Consider the following 15,673-nt stretch of genomic DNA (forward strand, 5'->3'; position numbering starts at 1 on the left):
TTCTACCGCCACTCAGTTTTGAGTGGCGTTTTTTTTGCCTGCTACTTTTCCAAACCGCTTTCGCTTGTCACTTTCTTTGCTGTTCTGAGTGGTTGTTTTTTAAACGCCAAAATATCAATTTGCGTCTTATTACTGATCCTGTTGAAAAATACACAACTCTTGTGGGTTTAAATTGAGAATATGATGGCTACATTCTCAATGAAAATAACTGATGGTTTAAAAAATAGCCAAGTGATCTCATGGTATTGGCTTTTGCTAACATATTGTTTTTATTTGTTATTTTTCCTTTCGGTCTTCGTTTTTAATCGCTTTGTTTCATACGGCATTCTGATAAATATCGATTAGAGCCTTAATTCTATCTGGAATTTGTTATTTGATAACTTTATAATCCACAGCCAATCGTTTACGCAACCGTTTACTTTTTACCCTTATAGGATTCGATAATGTTCGAAAAGCTATTCAAACTCAGTGAAAATGGCACCAATGTGCGCACTGAAATCATCGCAGGTCTAACCACCTTCCTAACAATGGCTTACATCATTTTTGTAAACCCAATGATTCTAGCTGATGCTGGTATGGACCATGGCGCTGTATTTGTAGCAACCTGTTTAGCGGCTGCTATTGGCTGTTTCATCATGGGCTTTGTTGCTAACTACCCAATTGCTCAAGCTCCAGGCATGGGTTTGAACGCATTCTTTACCTACGCTGTTGTAATGGGTATGGGTTATACATGGCAAGTTGCTCTGGCAGCGGTTTTCGTATCAGGCGTGATCTTCATTTTCTTAAGTATCTTTAAGATTCGTGAATGGATTATCAACTCGATCCCTATGTCTCTGCGTGTTGGTATCTCTGCTGGTATCGGCCTTTTCCTAGCGTTTATCGCGCTTAGCAATGCAGGCATCGTTGTTTCTAACCCAGCGACTAAAGTTTCACTGGGCGACATTACCGCGATTGCTCCTATCTTAGGCGCGCTTGGTTTCTTCATTACTATTGCTCTTGTTCACCGTGGTGTGAAAGGCGCAGTAATGATCGCGATTCTCGCTATCACAGCGATTGGTATTGCGATCGGTGACGTTCAATACGGCGGCATCATGTCGACACCACCAAGCCTTGCACCTACATTCATGCAGCTTGATTTCTCTGCTGTATTTGAAATCGGTATGATTTCAGTTGTATTCGCATTCTTGTTCGTCGATTTGTTCGATACCGCGGGTACCTTGGTTGGTGTTGCAACGAAAGCAAACCTAATCAAAGAAGACGGTAAACTACCGCGCTTGAACAAAGCACTGCTTGCTGACTCTACAGCAACATCTATTGGTGCATTACTAGGTACGTCAAACACAACTTCTTATGTTGAGAGTGTTGCGGGTGTTGCTGAAGGCGGTCGTACCGGTCTAACTGCGGTTGTTGTTGGTATCTTATTCCTACTGGCTCTTTTCTTCTCGCCACTTGCAGGTATGATTCCGGCTTACGCAACATCAGGTGCACTTTTCTATGTAGCAATTCTGATGATGTCTGGACTAGTTGGCATTGATTGGCGTGATCTTACGGAAGCCGCACCAGTCGTGGTAACATGTCTGCTTATGCCGCTGACGTACTCTATCGCTGAGGGTATCTCACTAGGTTTCATCGCTTACGCTGCAATTAAGCTGCTAAGTGGTAAAGGTCGCGACGTTTCACCTGCGGTATGGGTAATGTCCGTTATCTTTATTCTTAAATACATTTTCGCTTAATCGTCTAGATTTCTGCTTAATCGCTGAAGAGGCTATGTTTGAAATAGCCTCTAATAACATGACAAAATTATTAGGTTTTATACTATGAGCAACAAATTCATTATCACTTGGGACAACATGCAGACTTACTGCCGTCAACTTGCTGAAAAGCAAATGCCAGCAGAGCAGTGGAAAGGCATCTGGGCGGTAAGCCGTGGTGGTTTGGTTCCTGGTGCAATCTTGGCTCGTGAGCTAGGTATTCGTCACGTAGATACGATTTGTATTTCTAGCTACGACCACGATCACCAGCGTGATATGACTGTAGTTAAAGCACCTGAAGGTGATGGTGAAGGCTTCTTAATCGTTGAAGATCTTGTTGATAGTGGTGACACTGCACGCAAGCTTCGCGAAATGTACCCTAAAGCGAAACTGATTGCTGTTTGTGCAAAACCATCTGGTGCACATTTATTAGACGAGTACATCGTGGATATCGCTCAAGACACATGGATTGAGCAACCTTGGGATACTAGCTTAAGCTTCATTGAGCCAGTAAATCGCAAGTCAAAATAAGCGTAAACTTAGTTTTTTGAGAAATGACCCTTTATAGGGTCATTTTTTTTTATATGATTAGTAACAACCATTTCTTATTAAGTATCCCAATGTCTGAATCAGAAGAAACGAGCTCGAACCTTTCGGAAACATTGTTTGTAAAGCACAAGCAGGCCAAAGAGACCTCAATGCTTACTCGCTACATGCCAAGTTCAGAAGAACTGTTGGATAAAAAGCGTGAAGAGCAGAACTCATCTTGGTATCGAAACCTAAGACGTCTTCAGTGGGTATGGCAAGGTGTTAACCCAATTGAGCAAGAAGCGGTATTGGCTCGCATTGCGTCATCAGACAATTCACGCACGACGGACGAGTGGCTAGACACCGTGATGGGCTATCGCAGCGGTAACTGGGCATACGAGTGGACCAAGCTGGGTATGCAGCATCAGAATCGCTCTAATGAAAAGAACGGCGAAGAAATGGCTGAAGAGTTATTTTCAGCATCGCTGTGTTTCAGCATTGCGGGCTACCCACATCTAAAGAACGATAACCTTGCTGCTCAGGCACAGGTATTAGCGAATGCGGCGTATTCTGAAGCGATCAAACACACCAAATTGATCGTCAAACAAATCGAAGTGCCGTATCAAAACAAAAAGATTAAGGCGAACTTACATCTAACCAAAACAGACAAACCACAACCTGTCGTGATCGTGAGTGCAGGTTTAGATAGTCTGCAAACTGACATGTGGCGTTTGTTTAGAGATTACCTAGCACCGAAAAACATTGCGATGCTAACGATTGATATGCCGTCGATAGGGCACAGTTCGCATTGGCCTTTGACGGAAGACTCTTCTTGCCTGCATCAAGCCGTGCTGAATGAACTGCCTAACATTCCATGGGTGGACCATCATAAAGTCGGTCTGTTTGGTTTCCGATTCGGTGGTAACGCGATGGTGAGGTTATCCTTCCTTGAGCAGCACAAACTTAAAGCCTGTATCTCTCTTGGCGCACCGATCCACGATATCTTTGTTCATGCGGACAAACTAAAGCAGATGCCCAAGATGCATTTGGATGTGTTGGCTTCTCGCCTTGGCAAAGGAGCTGTGGATATCAATAGCCTTTCTGGGCAACTGATGGCTTGGTCATTGAAGGTGCAAGGCTTGCTGGCTAACAGTAAAACCAGTGTTCCTATTTTGGCATTGGCTTTGGAAGGTGACCCTGTTTCACCGCATCTGGATAATCAACTGGTTGCTATTTACAGTGATTACGGCAAAGCGAAGAAAATCAAAACCAAATCAATTACACAGGGGTATGAGCAATCCCTCGAATTAGCGATAAAGTGGCTTGAGGATGAATTATTTAGATGACATTTCTCCGAAATTAGTTAAGCATGAAAAGTGTACAAAGTAAGTACCTGATACTCAGAGATAATTTATAAAATCCAACTGCGTGCTTTCTACGTATTGCAGTCTGAGTAACGTCATTCTTAACATTGAAATGGAGATTCAATATGTCAGAAGTGACACAACAACCTACGCATTATCGCTTGTTAAACGTTTTAAAGGCTATTGGGCCTTACTTGAGGGAGCCGCAATCAGAAGATGGTCATTACATTTTTGATTGCTTGTCTGTGTGTGTGAACGATAAAAAGTCACCAGAAGAGCGTGAGTTCTGGGGCTGGTGGTTAGAGTTGGATAAGTCGGAAGAAGGATTCTCGGCGAAGTACAACACGGGTAAATACAACATTGATGGTAACTGGGATCCTTTGCCATTACCTAAAAAGGCGGTCGCTGAGGTGTCTCGAACTCAAGAAGGCTTTCACCAAAAGCTGGTTGACGAACTTCAAAAGAAATTTGAAATCGGCGTTCAGTTAGACGAAGAGTCTGTCGAATTCGTCTGATTTTGAAGGTTACTCTTCTCTATAAAGCAAAAAGGTGCGATTTCGCACCTTTTCTGCTTGTGAATTCCCCTGTTGATTGCTAAAACATCACCTCTTATTTGTTTTATTCATAAAAGACTTCATGACAACAAATCATCAAAGCGGGACAACAACACAGAGTAAAACTGTCGTTGTTAAACTGGGTACCAGTGTCTTAACTGGTGGAACATTGGCATTAGACCGCGCTCACATGGTTGAGCTGGTTCGTCAATGTGCTGAATTAAAAAAACAAGGCCACTCTGTGGTTATGGTTTCGTCTGGTGCAATTGCAGCCGGACGTGAGCACCTTGGTTACCCCGCACTTCCCAACTCGATGGCGAGCAAACAATTGCTTGCAGCAGTTGGGCAAAGTCAGTTGATTCAAGTTTGGGAGTCTTTGTTTGCTATCTATGGCCTTAAGATTGGCCAGATGCTACTGACTCGTGCTGATCTCGATGATCGCGAGCGTTTTCTGAATGCACGTGACACGATCAACGCGCTCGTTGAGCACGATATTATTCCGGTAGTAAACGAAAACGACGCAGTAGCCACCAATGAAATTAAAGTGGGCGACAACGATAACTTATCGGCACTGGTTGGTATTTTATGTGGCGCTGATAAGCTTTTGTTACTCACTGACCAAAAAGGCCTGTTTACGGCAGACCCACGTAAAGATCCGAATGCTGAACTTATCAAAGAAGTAAAAACCATTGATGACACACTGCGTAAGATCGCAGGTGGCAGTGGTACTACGTTAGGTACCGGCGGCATGGCGACAAAACTGCAGGCGGCTGATATTGCTCGTCGTGCGGGTATCGAAGTGATTATTGCAGCAGGCAGTGCTGAAAATGTGGTGTTTGATTCATTGAGTGACAACCCACAAGGCACACGTTTCTTGCCTTTAGCTGAAGCGCTTGAAAACCGTAAACGTTGGATTCTAGCGGGCCCAGCTTCTGCTGGTGACATCGTAGTCGACGATGGAGCGGTGAACGCAGTTAACACCAAGGGCAGTAGCTTGTTGGCGAAAGGGGTTGTTCGAGTTAAAGGCGAATTCTCTCGTGGTGAAGTCACTCAAGTCACAGACAGCAAAGGCAAAGTCATTGCGCGTGGTATCGCTAGCTATTCAAGCCAAGACCTAGCAAAAATTGCAGGCAAGCACAGTAAAGATATTGGCGACATTCTTGGATACGATTATGGGTCAGAAGTCATTCATCGTGACGACCTAGTTGTGATTCAAGAGTAGTTCGTGATGATAAGGCGATGCGCTGCGAATATACATAATCGTAAATCGCCTTTTTACATCCAAAGACAGACAGAATTTAGGGAGAGTTAAACGTGGATTTAACTAACATGGGTATTGCAGCAAAAGACGCTGCTTTCCACCTAGCGACCGCATCAACGGCGCAAAAAAACAAAGCATTGGCGATCATCGCTGATGAGCTAGAAGCAAACGCGGCAACGATTCTAGAAGCGAACGCGAAAGATATCGAACTTGGCCGTGAAGCGGGCCTGACTGATGCACTTGTAGATCGTCTATTGCTGAACGAAGAGCGCTTAACCGGTATCGCTAACGATGTGCGTAACGTGATTAGCCTGAATGACCCAGTTGGCAGCGAAATGGACAGTAAGGTACTTGAAAACGGTATGTCACTGTCTCGCCGCCGCGTACCACTTGGTGTGGTGGGTGTTATCTACGAAGCGCGTCCAAACGTAACTATCGATATTGCAGCACTGTGTCTGAAGACAGGTAACGCAAGCATTCTACGTGGTGGTAAAGAGACGTTCTTCTCGAACATGGAACTGGTTAAAGTAATCCAGTCTGCATTAGAGAAAGCGGAGCTTCCTGCCGCTTCAGTTCAGTACATTGAAAAACCTGATCGTGAATTAGTATCTCAACTGCTTAAGTTGGATGACTACGTGGATATGATCATTCCTCGTGGTGGCGCTGGCTTGCACAAGATGTGTAAAGAGAACAGCACCATTCCAGTGATCATTGGCGGTTTTGGTATCAGTCATATCTTTGTTGATGAAAGCGCTGACCTTGAAAAGTCTGTTGATGTGGTTGAAAACTCTAAAGTTCAACGCCCGTCTGCGTGTAATTCACTCGATACATTATTAGTGCACGAAGCGGTTGCTGAGGCTTTCTTATCGCAGCTAACACAGCGTTTAGCGGGCAAGGTTACCTTGGTTGCTGATGCTAGCGCAAAATCGCTGCTAGCGGGTTTTGAAGACCAACGTGATGCGATTGAAGGCGACTTTGACACTGAATGGCTAAGCTACACGCTAGGCGTAAAAGTGGTAGCGGATGTGGCAGAAGCGATTGACCACATGCGTGTACACAACGCGAGTCACTCAGATGCGATCATGACCAACAGCCTAGAGAGCTCAGAGCGCTTTATTAACTCTGTCGGTTCTGCGGCGGTTTATGTAAATGCATCAACACGTTTTACTGATGGCGCACAGTTTGGTTTAGGCGCTGAAGTCGCAGTCTCAACCCAGAAGCTGCACGCTCGCGGTCCAATGGGCTTAGAAGAACTGACAAGCTACAAATGGGTAGGTAAAGCGAACTATTTGATTCGCGGATAACGCTGGTCGTTAATTTTACTCCTCAGCTCATTTTTGAAATTGCTTTTGAGTAGTAATAATCAATGAATCACCACACAAAAGGGCCTTAATTGGCCCTTTTTCTTTCCTAACGTTTGGCAATTCCGTTACACTGATATTCAATTATTTGGAGGTGATATGCATTGTCCTTTTTGTTCAGAGAACGACACTAAAGTAATCGATTCAAGACTGGTAGCCGATGGCCATCAGGTTCGTCGTCGCCGTCAATGCCTTGCATGTAGTGAACGTTTTACGACTTTCGAATCGGCAGAACTTGTGATGCCTAAAGTCATAAAGTCGAATGGAAACCGCGAACCATTTAATGAAGATAAAATGGTGGGTGGTGTACAGCGCGCCCTAGAAAAACGCCCAGTGAGTGCTGATGCGATTGAACTTGCGATCAGTACGATTAAGTCACAACTCCGTGCAACTGGTGAGCGTGAAGTACCAAGCGAGATGATTGGTAATCTTGTTATGGGTCAATTGAAAGAATTGGATAAAGTGGCGTACATTCGTTTTGCCTCTGTTTACCGCAGCTTTGAAGACATCCGAGAGTTTGGCGAAGAAATCGCTAAATTAGAGGATTAACGCCTCAGTCATGTCAAACTTTACTCCCCTAGATTTTCAAATGATGTCGCGTGCTATTCAGTTAGCAAAGCGCGGCATTTACACCACTGCCCCCAACCCTAATGTTGGCTGTGTCATCGTACAAAGTGACGGTCAGATCGTTGGTGAAGGTTTTCATGCTAAAGCTGGCGAACCTCATGCTGAAGTGCACGCTATGCGAATGGCGGGCGACAAGGCAAAAGGCGCGACCGCTTATGTCACGCTAGAACCTTGTTCGCACTATGGTCGAACACCACCTTGTGCTGAAGGCTTGATTAAGGCTCAAGTTTCAAAAGTAATTTGTGCCATGCAAGACCCAAACCCGAAGGTCGCAGGCCGTGGTATCAAGATGCTACGCGACGCGGGTATTGAGGTTGAAATCGGCTTGTTAGAGCAAGATGCTCTCGACTTGAACCCTGCATTTATCAAGCGTATGCAAACGGGCATGCCATTTGTTCAGTTAAAGATGGCGGCGAGCCTTGATGGCCAAACGGCATTGGAAAATGGTCAAAGCCAGTGGATCACGTCGCCAGAAGCGCGTCGTGACGTTCAGAACTACCGAGCCAAATCAGGTGCTGTGTTATCAACCAGCCAAACGGTGATTGAAGACAACGCGTCGCTGAATGTTCGCTGGGCCGAATTGCCAAGCATTACCAAAACAAATTACGTTGAAGACGAGCTGCGTCAGCCGATTCGCGTGATCCTTGATCGCCAAAATCAGCTGTATCCTGAGCTCAAGTTATTCCAGACTCCCACTTCGGTATTGAGAGTTGCTGAAACCTCTGCTGATATTGAGGTCGGAACAACGGACGCTGGTCAGCTTGATTTACACGATTTGATGCGTCAATTGCCAGCGAACCATATCGATCATATTTGGGTCGAAGCGGGCGCGACATTGGCAAAAAGCTTGATTGAAGCGCAGTTAGTGGATGAGCTAATCCTCTATTTAGCGCCTAAACTTATGGGCAGTGACGGGCGAGGTTTAATGGGCGCATTAGGGCTCACTTCAATGTCTGATGTGATTGACCTAGAAATTAAAGATGTTCGACAGGTTGGTGTGGATATTCGCATCGTCGCGAAACCTATTATCGCGACGAAACCACAGTAGAAATAGTCATTCCAACAGCATACGTGTCGTTGACAACAAAAAGAGTTTTAAAATGTTTACAGGAATTGTAGAAGCCGTAGGTACATTGAGTGCAATTACTCCCCGCGGAGAAGACATCACCGTAACGGTTAATGTTGGTAATCTTGATATGGCTGACGTTAAGTTAGGCGACAGTATCGCGACCAATGGTGTGTGTTTGACGGTAGTTGAGTATAACGACCACAGCTATAGTGCAGACCTTTCGCTTGAGACCCTGAAAAAAACGGGTTTTGTCGATTACCAAGCTGGCGACAAGGTCAACCTAGAGAAAGCAATGCTACCGACCACGCGTTTCGGTGGTCATATAGTTTCGGGTCACGTTGATGGCGTGGGTGAGATTGTTGAGCGTAACCAAGTCGGTCGTGCGATTGAGTTCTGGGTTGAAATGCCAGCAGAGATCTCAAAATATGTGGCTCAAAAAGGTTCAGTCACCGTTGATGGCATTAGCCTGACGGTGAATGATTTACGCAAGAATGCCTTTAAGCTGACGATTGTTCCTCATACCTCTTCAGAAACGACCATCGACCAATTCAATGTCGGTCGTAAAGTGAATCTAGAAGTTGATGTATTAGCGCGCTACATGGAGCGTTTACTGCAAGGCCAGCAGCAAGAGTCTGAGCCTGAATCTCGATTGACGATGGAATTCTTACAGCAGAATGGTTTTGCCTAATCGTTGATACAAAGTTGGTTAAACGAGACTTTGTAAAGCGAAGCAATATCATCAGGTTTAAATAGTGTCGGTTCTAGGAAGCAGAACCATTTCAAAGGATATAGAACAATGCCAATTAGTACTCCTCAAGAAATTATTGAAGACATTCGCCTAGGAAAAATGGTTATCCTGATGGATGATGAAGATCGCGAGAATGAAGGCGATCTGATCATGGCAGCAGAACATGTGACGCCAGAAGCGATTAACTTCATGGCGATGTATGGCCGTGGCTTAATTTGCCTAACGTTGACGAAAGAGCGTTCAAATCGCATGGGTCTAGCGCCTATGGTTCAAGACAACAATGCTCAATACACGACGAACTTTACGGTTTCAATTGAAGCTGCTGAGGGCGTAACAACGGGTATTTCTGCATCAGACCGCGCTGTTACCGTTCAAGCGGCTGTGGCAAAAGATGCGAAAGCGGCTGACTTAGTTCAACCTGGTCATATCTTCCCACTGACAGCTCAAGAAGGTGGTGTTCTAACACGCGCAGGCCACACTGAAGCAGGCTGTGATTTAGCTCGTCTAGCAGGCTGTGAGCCAGCTTCGGTTATCGTTGAGATCCTAAATGACGACGGCACCATGGCACGTCGCCCTGATCTTGAAGTCTTCGCTGAAAAACACGATATCAAATTAGGCACCATTGCTGACTTGATTGAATACCGCAACAACACAGAAACGACGATTGAACGTGTAGCGCAATGCCATTTGCCAACAGAGTTTGGTGACTTTGAGCTTGTGACTTACCGTGACACGATTGATAACCAGATCCACTACGCGATGCAAAAAGGTGACCTGTCTGTGGGCGCTCCTCTAGTACGTGTTCACCTGCATGACACATTCACCGATCTACTTCACTCAGACCGTGGTACAGAACGTAGCTGGTCACTAGATAAAGCGATGAAGCGCATTGGCGATGAAGGCGGTGTGTTGGTTATTCTGGGCAACGAAGAGTCGTCTGATTCTTTGATTCACAAAGTGAAGACATTCGAAGCGCAAGACAAGAACGAGCAGCCAACCATGGCTAAGAAGCAGGGTACCTCTCGTCGTGTTGGCGTAGGTTCTCAGATTCTACAAGACCTAGGCGTTCACGATATGCGTTTGCTGTCTTCAAGTACTAAGCGTTACCACGCATTGGGTGGTTTTGGTCTTAACGTTGTTGAGTATGTTTGCGAGTAAGTCGATATATCTCTGTTTATAGCAACATAATTTACCGATGATTCCAGTGGCTCTTTTGGTGATTAGTTTTGCCAAAAGAGCAAAGTAGTTAAGCCCGATTCAAAACGTGTTAAATACACGAGCTTGACTACTGGTTGCTCCTATATGGTTGAGAGCCGTGCTGCGTTATCATCTTTACATCTCCGGTGTCTGCTCTTCTAAATTAGCATTAGATATTGCTCACAGTTTTGTGCTAGAATCCGGCGATTCTCACTTGATGAAAATAGTTAAAGGAAGGCTTATGAAAGTGATCGAGGGTGGCTTCCCAGCGCCAAATGCAAAAATTGCTATCGTTATTGCTCGTTTCAACAGTTTTATTAACGAAAGTTTACTTTCTGGTGCAATCGATACTTTAAAGCGTCATGGACAAGTAAGCGAAGACAACATCACTGTTGTTCGTTGCCCTGGTGCAGTAGAACTTCCACTTGTAGCGCAACGCGTTGCAAAAACAGGTAAGTTCGATGCGATTGTATCTCTTGGTACAGTAATCCGTGGCGGTACACCTCACTTTGACTATGTTTGTAGTGAATGTAATAAAGGTTTGGCACAAGTGTCTCTGGAGTTTTCACTTCCAGTCGCGTTTGGTGTTCTTACTGTTGATACGATCGATCAAGCTATTGAACGCGCAGGAACCAAGGCTGGTAATAAGGGTGCAGAAGCCGCACTTAGCGCACTTGAGATGATCAACGTTCTTTCTGAAATCGATTCCTAATGGGGGCCAGTGTGAAACCAGCCGCACGTCGTAACGCACGTCAATTTGCTCTACAAGCAATTTATTCTTGGCAAATTACTAAAGAAAATATTGCTACCGTTGAAGAACAGTTCTTATCTGGTGGTAAGTATGATGAAGAAGAGCATCATGCCGCAGAACCTGCTCTCGCTATGCCAGAAACAGACGTTGCATACTTCCGCGACTTACTAACTGGTGTTGCTCTTAGCCACATGGAACTTGATAGCAAGCTTCGTCCATTCGTATCTCGCCCTATGCAAGATCTGGATTTGATGGAACTAGCGCTTCTACGTTTAGCTATGTACGAGATGACTCGTCGCGAAGATGTACCATACAAAGTGGTTATCAACGAAGCTATCGAGCTTGCAAAAGTATTTGCAGCAGAAGACAGCCATAAGTTTGTTAACGGTGTGCTTGATAAAGCTGCACCACACGTTCGTAAGAAATAAGACGTTCGTATATTGAATCTAAAGGTCAGCTTTTATGCTGGCCTTTTTTGTAACTAAATTTCTGTAATATCAATAATTACGGTGATTTGTATGAAGACTAAAGATAGGGCATGTGATGTCTGGCGAATTTAACCTGATTGAAAAATATTTTGTAAATCGACAACCACAACGTAAAGACGTACATCTGGCTGCGGGCGATGACTGTGCTTTAGTCAAAGCGCCAAGTAATGTTGAGATAGCGATCAGCACCGACACCTTAGTTGCAGGTACACATTTCTTAGCAGAGGCTAACCCTGCTTGGGTGGCACACAAGGCTTTGGCTTCCAATATTAGCGACCTTGCTGCGATGGGTGCGACACCTGCTTGGGTTTCATTTGCGTTAACTATGCCAGAAGTTGATGAAGAATGGCTTGCTCCCTTCTGTGACTCCTTCTTCAAGCTCGCTGACTACTTTGGTATTCAGTTAATTGGCGGTGATACAACCAAAGGGCCCCTAAGTCTGACATTGACTGTACAAGGTTTTGTGCCAGAAGGTCGAGCACTGCGTAGAGATGGCGCTAAAGTGGGCGACTGGATTTACGTAACGGGTAACCTAGGTGATAGCAAAGCCGGCCTAGAAGTATTGCTTGATCCTGAACAGAACAAAGTCAAACCTTATGCTCTCGAGCTTGAAGAAAGACACTATATGAGCGTTCCTCGAGTATTGGCTGGTCAAGCGCTAGTGAACCTTGCTTCGTCTGCTATTGATATCTCTGACGGTGTTATTGCTGATTTAAAACATATCCTTAAGCGTTCTCAGGTTGGTGCGAGCATTGATGTGAGTACGCTGCCAATTTCTCCAGAACTACGCCAGTTCGCATCTGATATTGCTTCGGCTCAACAGTATGCGTTGACCAGTGGTGAAGAGTACGAACTGTGCTTTACTGTGCCGGAAGAGAATAAAGGCTCATTGGAAAGTGCTTTGTCACACACTGGAACAAAAGTCACCTGCATTGGCCAGATAAGACCTGTAGAATATTTTGAATTACACAATAATGGTGAACCACTGAGTTGGAACTTAACTGGTTACGATCACTTTAAGGTTAATTGATGACAAACCCAATTTCTGCAATCTCTCTTAAAAATCCTTGGCACTTATTGGCAACGGGTTTTGGTAGTGGCTTATCGCCGATTATTCCCGGCACCATGGGCACGCTTGCGTCGATCCCATTTTATCTATTGCTGGTTCAGTTACCTTTCCCTATTTATGTCATTCTTGTGGTTGTGAGCTGCATTATTGGTATCAAAATATGCCAAGTGACGTCTGATGACATGGGCGTGCACGATCACGGCTCTATTGTATGGGATGAGTTTGCGGGCTTTTGGATCACCATGGGCCTAGTGCCGTTGTTGGGTATTCCTGTTAATGATTGGAAATGGCTATTTGCTGGCTTTGTTCTGTTTCGTTTTTTCGATATGGTAAAGCCTTGGCCAATTGGTTGGTTAGACAAGCGAGTTCACGGCGGCTTAGGTATCATGATTGATGATATCGTGGCGGGTATTATGGCGGCGATTTCGCTGTATGCAGTGGCTCATTTTTCAGGTTGGCTCGTTTAAGAATCAATATCCAAAGCACTGACGATAATAGATCAAAACAAGGAATTACAATGTCTAAGAAGGTTTACTGCGTTGCTCAATTTCAGCCTAAAGAAGGCAAATTGAACGAGTTGTTTGAAGTGTTAAAGTCACTAGAGCCAAACACAATGCGTGAAGACGGTTGTATCCAATATACAGTGACTCGTCACATCAAGAGCCCATTTGCTGAAGGTGAGAGTTTCCCTATCGCATTCAATGAAATCTGGGCAGACAACGAAGCGTTTGAAGCGCATTGCCAACGTCGTGAGATTCAGCAATTCTTCCAAGAGCAGTGCGTTGAAGAGACAGGCTTGGTTGAGAACTTCAACGTTGCTATCTACTCTGACGAACCAGAGAACTATGACGCACCAGTACTTAAGCCTTGTTGCTAAGCAGGCTTAATTGCTAATAACTAACAGCTAAACAACGAATAGTTTATCAGTTAGCAGATACTAAAAAGGTTGACCCTAGGGCCAACCTTTTTTGTTTTGCAGCTTATGCTGTTTGCTTGTGAAAGCTATTTGGCAAGGTAGTCGGAGATAGACTTCTCAATACCTTTCGCATCTAAGCCAAGCTCTTCATGCAGCTCACCTTGAGTACCTTGAGCAATAAATTTGTCAGGTAGGCCAAGGTTTAAAACAGGCATCAGTAGTTTTTCTTGCATCAAGAACTCAATCACACCCGCGCCCGCACCACCTGCAATCGCGTTTTCTTCGATAGTCACTAGTACATCGTGGTCAGCAGCAAGTTGTTTGATCAGAGCTTCATCTAGCGGTTTCACAAAACGCATGTCTGCAACTGTCGCATTGATAGCATCTGCGGTTTGAAGTGCACTTTCAAGGAAAGTACCAAAGCTCAGGATAGCGACCTTCGAGCCATCTTTTGCTTTTGCACTTTCGCGAACGATACGACCTTTACCAATCTCAAGAGCGGTAAACTCACTTTGAATCTCAGTACCCATGCCATTACCGCGAGGGTAACGAACGGCACTTGGCCCCGTGTGCTGGTGACCGGTGTAAAGCATTTGGCGACATTCGTTTTCGTCGCTTGGTGCCATGATCACCATATTTGGAATGCAACGCATAAAGCTTAAGTCGAATGCACCTTGGTGTGTTTGACCATCGGCACCGACAAGACCTGCACGGTCAATAGCGAACATAACCGGTAGATCCATGATTGCCACATCGTGGATCAGTTGATCGTAGCCACGTTGTAGGAAAGTCGAGTAGATAGCCACAATCGGCTTATCACCGGCAATCGCCATACCGGTTGCTAGTGTCACAGCATGCTGCTCAGCAATCGCTACGTCGAAGTATTGATCTGGATACTCTTTCGAGAAGCGCACCATACCAGAACCTTCACGCATTGCTGGCGTTATCGCCATTAGCTTAGGATCTTGAGCGGCCATATCACACAGGAAGTCGCCAAAAATCTTAGAGAAAGTTGGTTTAGAGCTGGTGCTCTTAGGCAGACTTGAATGTGCAGGATCGAACTTAGGTACGCCATGGTAGCCAATTGGATCTTTCTCAGCTGGCTCGTAGCCTTTGCCTTTCTTCGTCATGATATGCAGGAACTGAGGGCCTTTAAGATCTCTCATGTTCTTCAGCGTTTTAATCAGCTCATTGACATCGTGACCATCAATTGGACCAATGTAGTTAAAGCCTAACTCTTCAAACATGGTGCCGGGGACAACCATGCCTTTTAAATGTTCTTCTGTACGACGAACGAGCTCTTTAATCGGCGGAACACCTGATAGCACTTTCTTGCCACCCTCACGAATTGACGTGTAAAGACTGCCAGAAAGAACTTGAGCGAGGTGGTTGTTTAGAGCACCGACGTTTTCAGAGATCGACATTTCGTTATCGTTAAGGATAACCAGCATGTCATTGTGAATATCGCCCGCGTGGTTCATGGCTTCGAAGGCCATACCTGCGGTAATTGCGCCATCACCAATCACACTCACGACTTTACGGTTCTTACCTTCTTTCTTCGCACTGATCGCCATACCGAGTCCGGCGCTGATCGATGTTGAAGAGTGACCAACAGATAGGGTGTCGTATTCGCTCTCTTGACGCCATGGGAATGGGTGCAGTCCATCTTTTTGACGGATAGTCGACAAGCGGTCGCGACGACCCGTAAGAATCTTGTGTGGATAGGCTTGGTGGCCAACATCCCAAACCAATTGGTCAAAAGGCGTGTTGTACACATAGTGCAGAGCAACGGTTAGTTCTACTGTACCTAAGCCTGACGCTAAGTGACCACTTGACTGGCTCACCGAGTTAAGAAGATAGGTACGTAATTCATCACAAAGCTGTGTAAGCGTCTCTTTTGGAAGTAGACGCAAATCCTCTGGCTTATCAGCCAAAGCAAGAGTTGGGTACTTTGATATATCAAGAGTCATAGGTAATGCGCGCTTATTG

Annotated in this window: 16 protein-coding genes; 15 read left to right on the top strand and 1 reads right to left on the bottom strand. The window is 45.2% G+C overall.

All coding sequences use genetic code 11. The features are described from left to right. Positions 1-443 precede the first annotated feature (443 nt). From L3V35_RS17500 to L3V35_RS17570, 15 genes are all read left to right on the top strand, one after another. Positions 444-1,733, top strand: coding sequence for an NCS2 family permease (locus tag L3V35_RS17500; RefSeq protein ID WP_004734411.1), 1,290 nt, complete (start codon positions 444-446; stop codon positions 1,731-1,733). A gap of 84 nt (positions 1,734-1,817) precedes the next feature. Next, a complete protein-coding gene (tet(34), locus tag L3V35_RS17505; RefSeq protein ID WP_017076234.1) occupies positions 1,818-2,282 on the top strand; it encodes an oxytetracycline resistance phosphoribosyltransferase domain-containing protein Tet(34) in 465 nt (154 codons plus the stop codon). Between the two features lie 89 nt (positions 2,283-2,371). Then, positions 2,372-3,625, top strand: coding sequence for an esterase FrsA (gene frsA / locus L3V35_RS17510; protein WP_026012376.1), 1,254 nt, complete (start codon positions 2,372-2,374; stop codon positions 3,623-3,625). Positions 3,626-3,768: 143 nt separating this feature from the next. Beyond that, complete coding sequence (gene crl / locus L3V35_RS17515) at positions 3,769-4,158, top strand: sigma factor-binding protein Crl (protein ID WP_237300344.1); 390 nt, start codon at positions 3,769-3,771, stop codon at positions 4,156-4,158. Positions 4,159-4,279: 121 nt separating this feature from the next. Beyond that, positions 4,280-5,419 (top strand): glutamate 5-kinase, encoded by a 1,140-nt coding sequence (proB, locus tag L3V35_RS17520; RefSeq protein ID WP_032498927.1) that lies wholly within the window; start codon positions 4,280-4,282, stop codon positions 5,417-5,419. 92 nt (positions 5,420-5,511) lie between these two features. After that, positions 5,512-6,762, top strand: coding sequence for a glutamate-5-semialdehyde dehydrogenase (locus tag L3V35_RS17525; RefSeq protein WP_237300345.1), 1,251 nt, complete (start codon positions 5,512-5,514; stop codon positions 6,760-6,762). 156 nt (positions 6,763-6,918) lie between these two features. Next, positions 6,919-7,368: a transcriptional regulator NrdR gene (nrdR, locus tag L3V35_RS17530; protein ID WP_004734394.1), complete on the top strand. Its 450-nt coding sequence runs from the start codon at positions 6,919-6,921 to the stop codon at positions 7,366-7,368. 10 nt (positions 7,369-7,378) lie between these two features. Beyond that, positions 7,379-8,494, top strand: coding sequence for a bifunctional diaminohydroxyphosphoribosylaminopyrimidine deaminase/5-amino-6-(5-phosphoribosylamino)uracil reductase RibD (gene ribD / locus L3V35_RS17535; RefSeq protein ID WP_237300347.1), 1,116 nt, complete (start codon positions 7,379-7,381; stop codon positions 8,492-8,494). A gap of 52 nt (positions 8,495-8,546) precedes the next feature. Beyond that, a complete protein-coding gene (locus tag L3V35_RS17540) occupies positions 8,547-9,203 on the top strand; it encodes a riboflavin synthase (RefSeq protein ID WP_004734396.1) in 657 nt (218 codons plus the stop codon). 108 nt (positions 9,204-9,311) lie between these two features. Next, on the top strand, positions 9,312-10,421 hold the full coding sequence (gene ribBA / locus L3V35_RS17545) for a bifunctional 3,4-dihydroxy-2-butanone-4-phosphate synthase/GTP cyclohydrolase II (RefSeq protein ID WP_004734397.1): 1,110 nt from the start codon (positions 9,312-9,314) through the stop codon (positions 10,419-10,421). A gap of 280 nt (positions 10,422-10,701) precedes the next feature. Continuing rightward, the gene (gene ribE / locus L3V35_RS17550; protein WP_004734398.1) at positions 10,702-11,172 is read left to right on the top strand and encodes a 6,7-dimethyl-8-ribityllumazine synthase; all 471 of its coding nucleotides are present in this window, start codon (positions 10,702-10,704) and stop codon (positions 11,170-11,172) included. Then, complete coding sequence (nusB, locus tag L3V35_RS17555; protein ID WP_004734399.1) at positions 11,172-11,639, top strand: transcription antitermination factor NusB; 468 nt, start codon at positions 11,172-11,174, stop codon at positions 11,637-11,639. The genes ribE and nusB overlap by 1 nt, the downstream gene beginning before the upstream one ends. Positions 11,640-11,754: 115 nt before the next feature. Continuing rightward, on the top strand, positions 11,755-12,729 hold the full coding sequence (thiL, locus tag L3V35_RS17560) for a thiamine-phosphate kinase (protein WP_171311724.1): 975 nt from the start codon (positions 11,755-11,757) through the stop codon (positions 12,727-12,729). Beyond that, positions 12,729-13,235: a phosphatidylglycerophosphatase A gene (pgpA, locus tag L3V35_RS17565; RefSeq protein ID WP_237300348.1), complete on the top strand. Its 507-nt coding sequence runs from the start codon at positions 12,729-12,731 to the stop codon at positions 13,233-13,235. The genes thiL and pgpA overlap by 1 nt, the downstream gene beginning before the upstream one ends. Before the next feature lie 50 nt (positions 13,236-13,285). Then, complete coding sequence (locus L3V35_RS17570) at positions 13,286-13,645, top strand: putative quinol monooxygenase (RefSeq protein ID WP_065205060.1); 360 nt, start codon at positions 13,286-13,288, stop codon at positions 13,643-13,645. Between the two features lie 125 nt (positions 13,646-13,770). Here L3V35_RS17570 and dxs read toward each other — a convergent pair whose 3' ends face one another. Continuing rightward, on the bottom strand, positions 13,771-15,654 hold the full coding sequence (gene dxs / locus L3V35_RS17575; protein ID WP_171311722.1) for a 1-deoxy-D-xylulose-5-phosphate synthase: 1,884 nt from the start codon (positions 15,652-15,654) through the stop codon (positions 13,771-13,773). Between the last annotated feature and the right edge of the window lie 19 nt (positions 15,655-15,673).

Origin of the sequence: Vibrio sp. L5-1, assembly GCF_021728315.1 — a bacterium.
Lineage (GTDB): Bacteria > Pseudomonadota > Gammaproteobacteria > Enterobacterales > Vibrionaceae > Vibrio > Vibrio splendidus_K.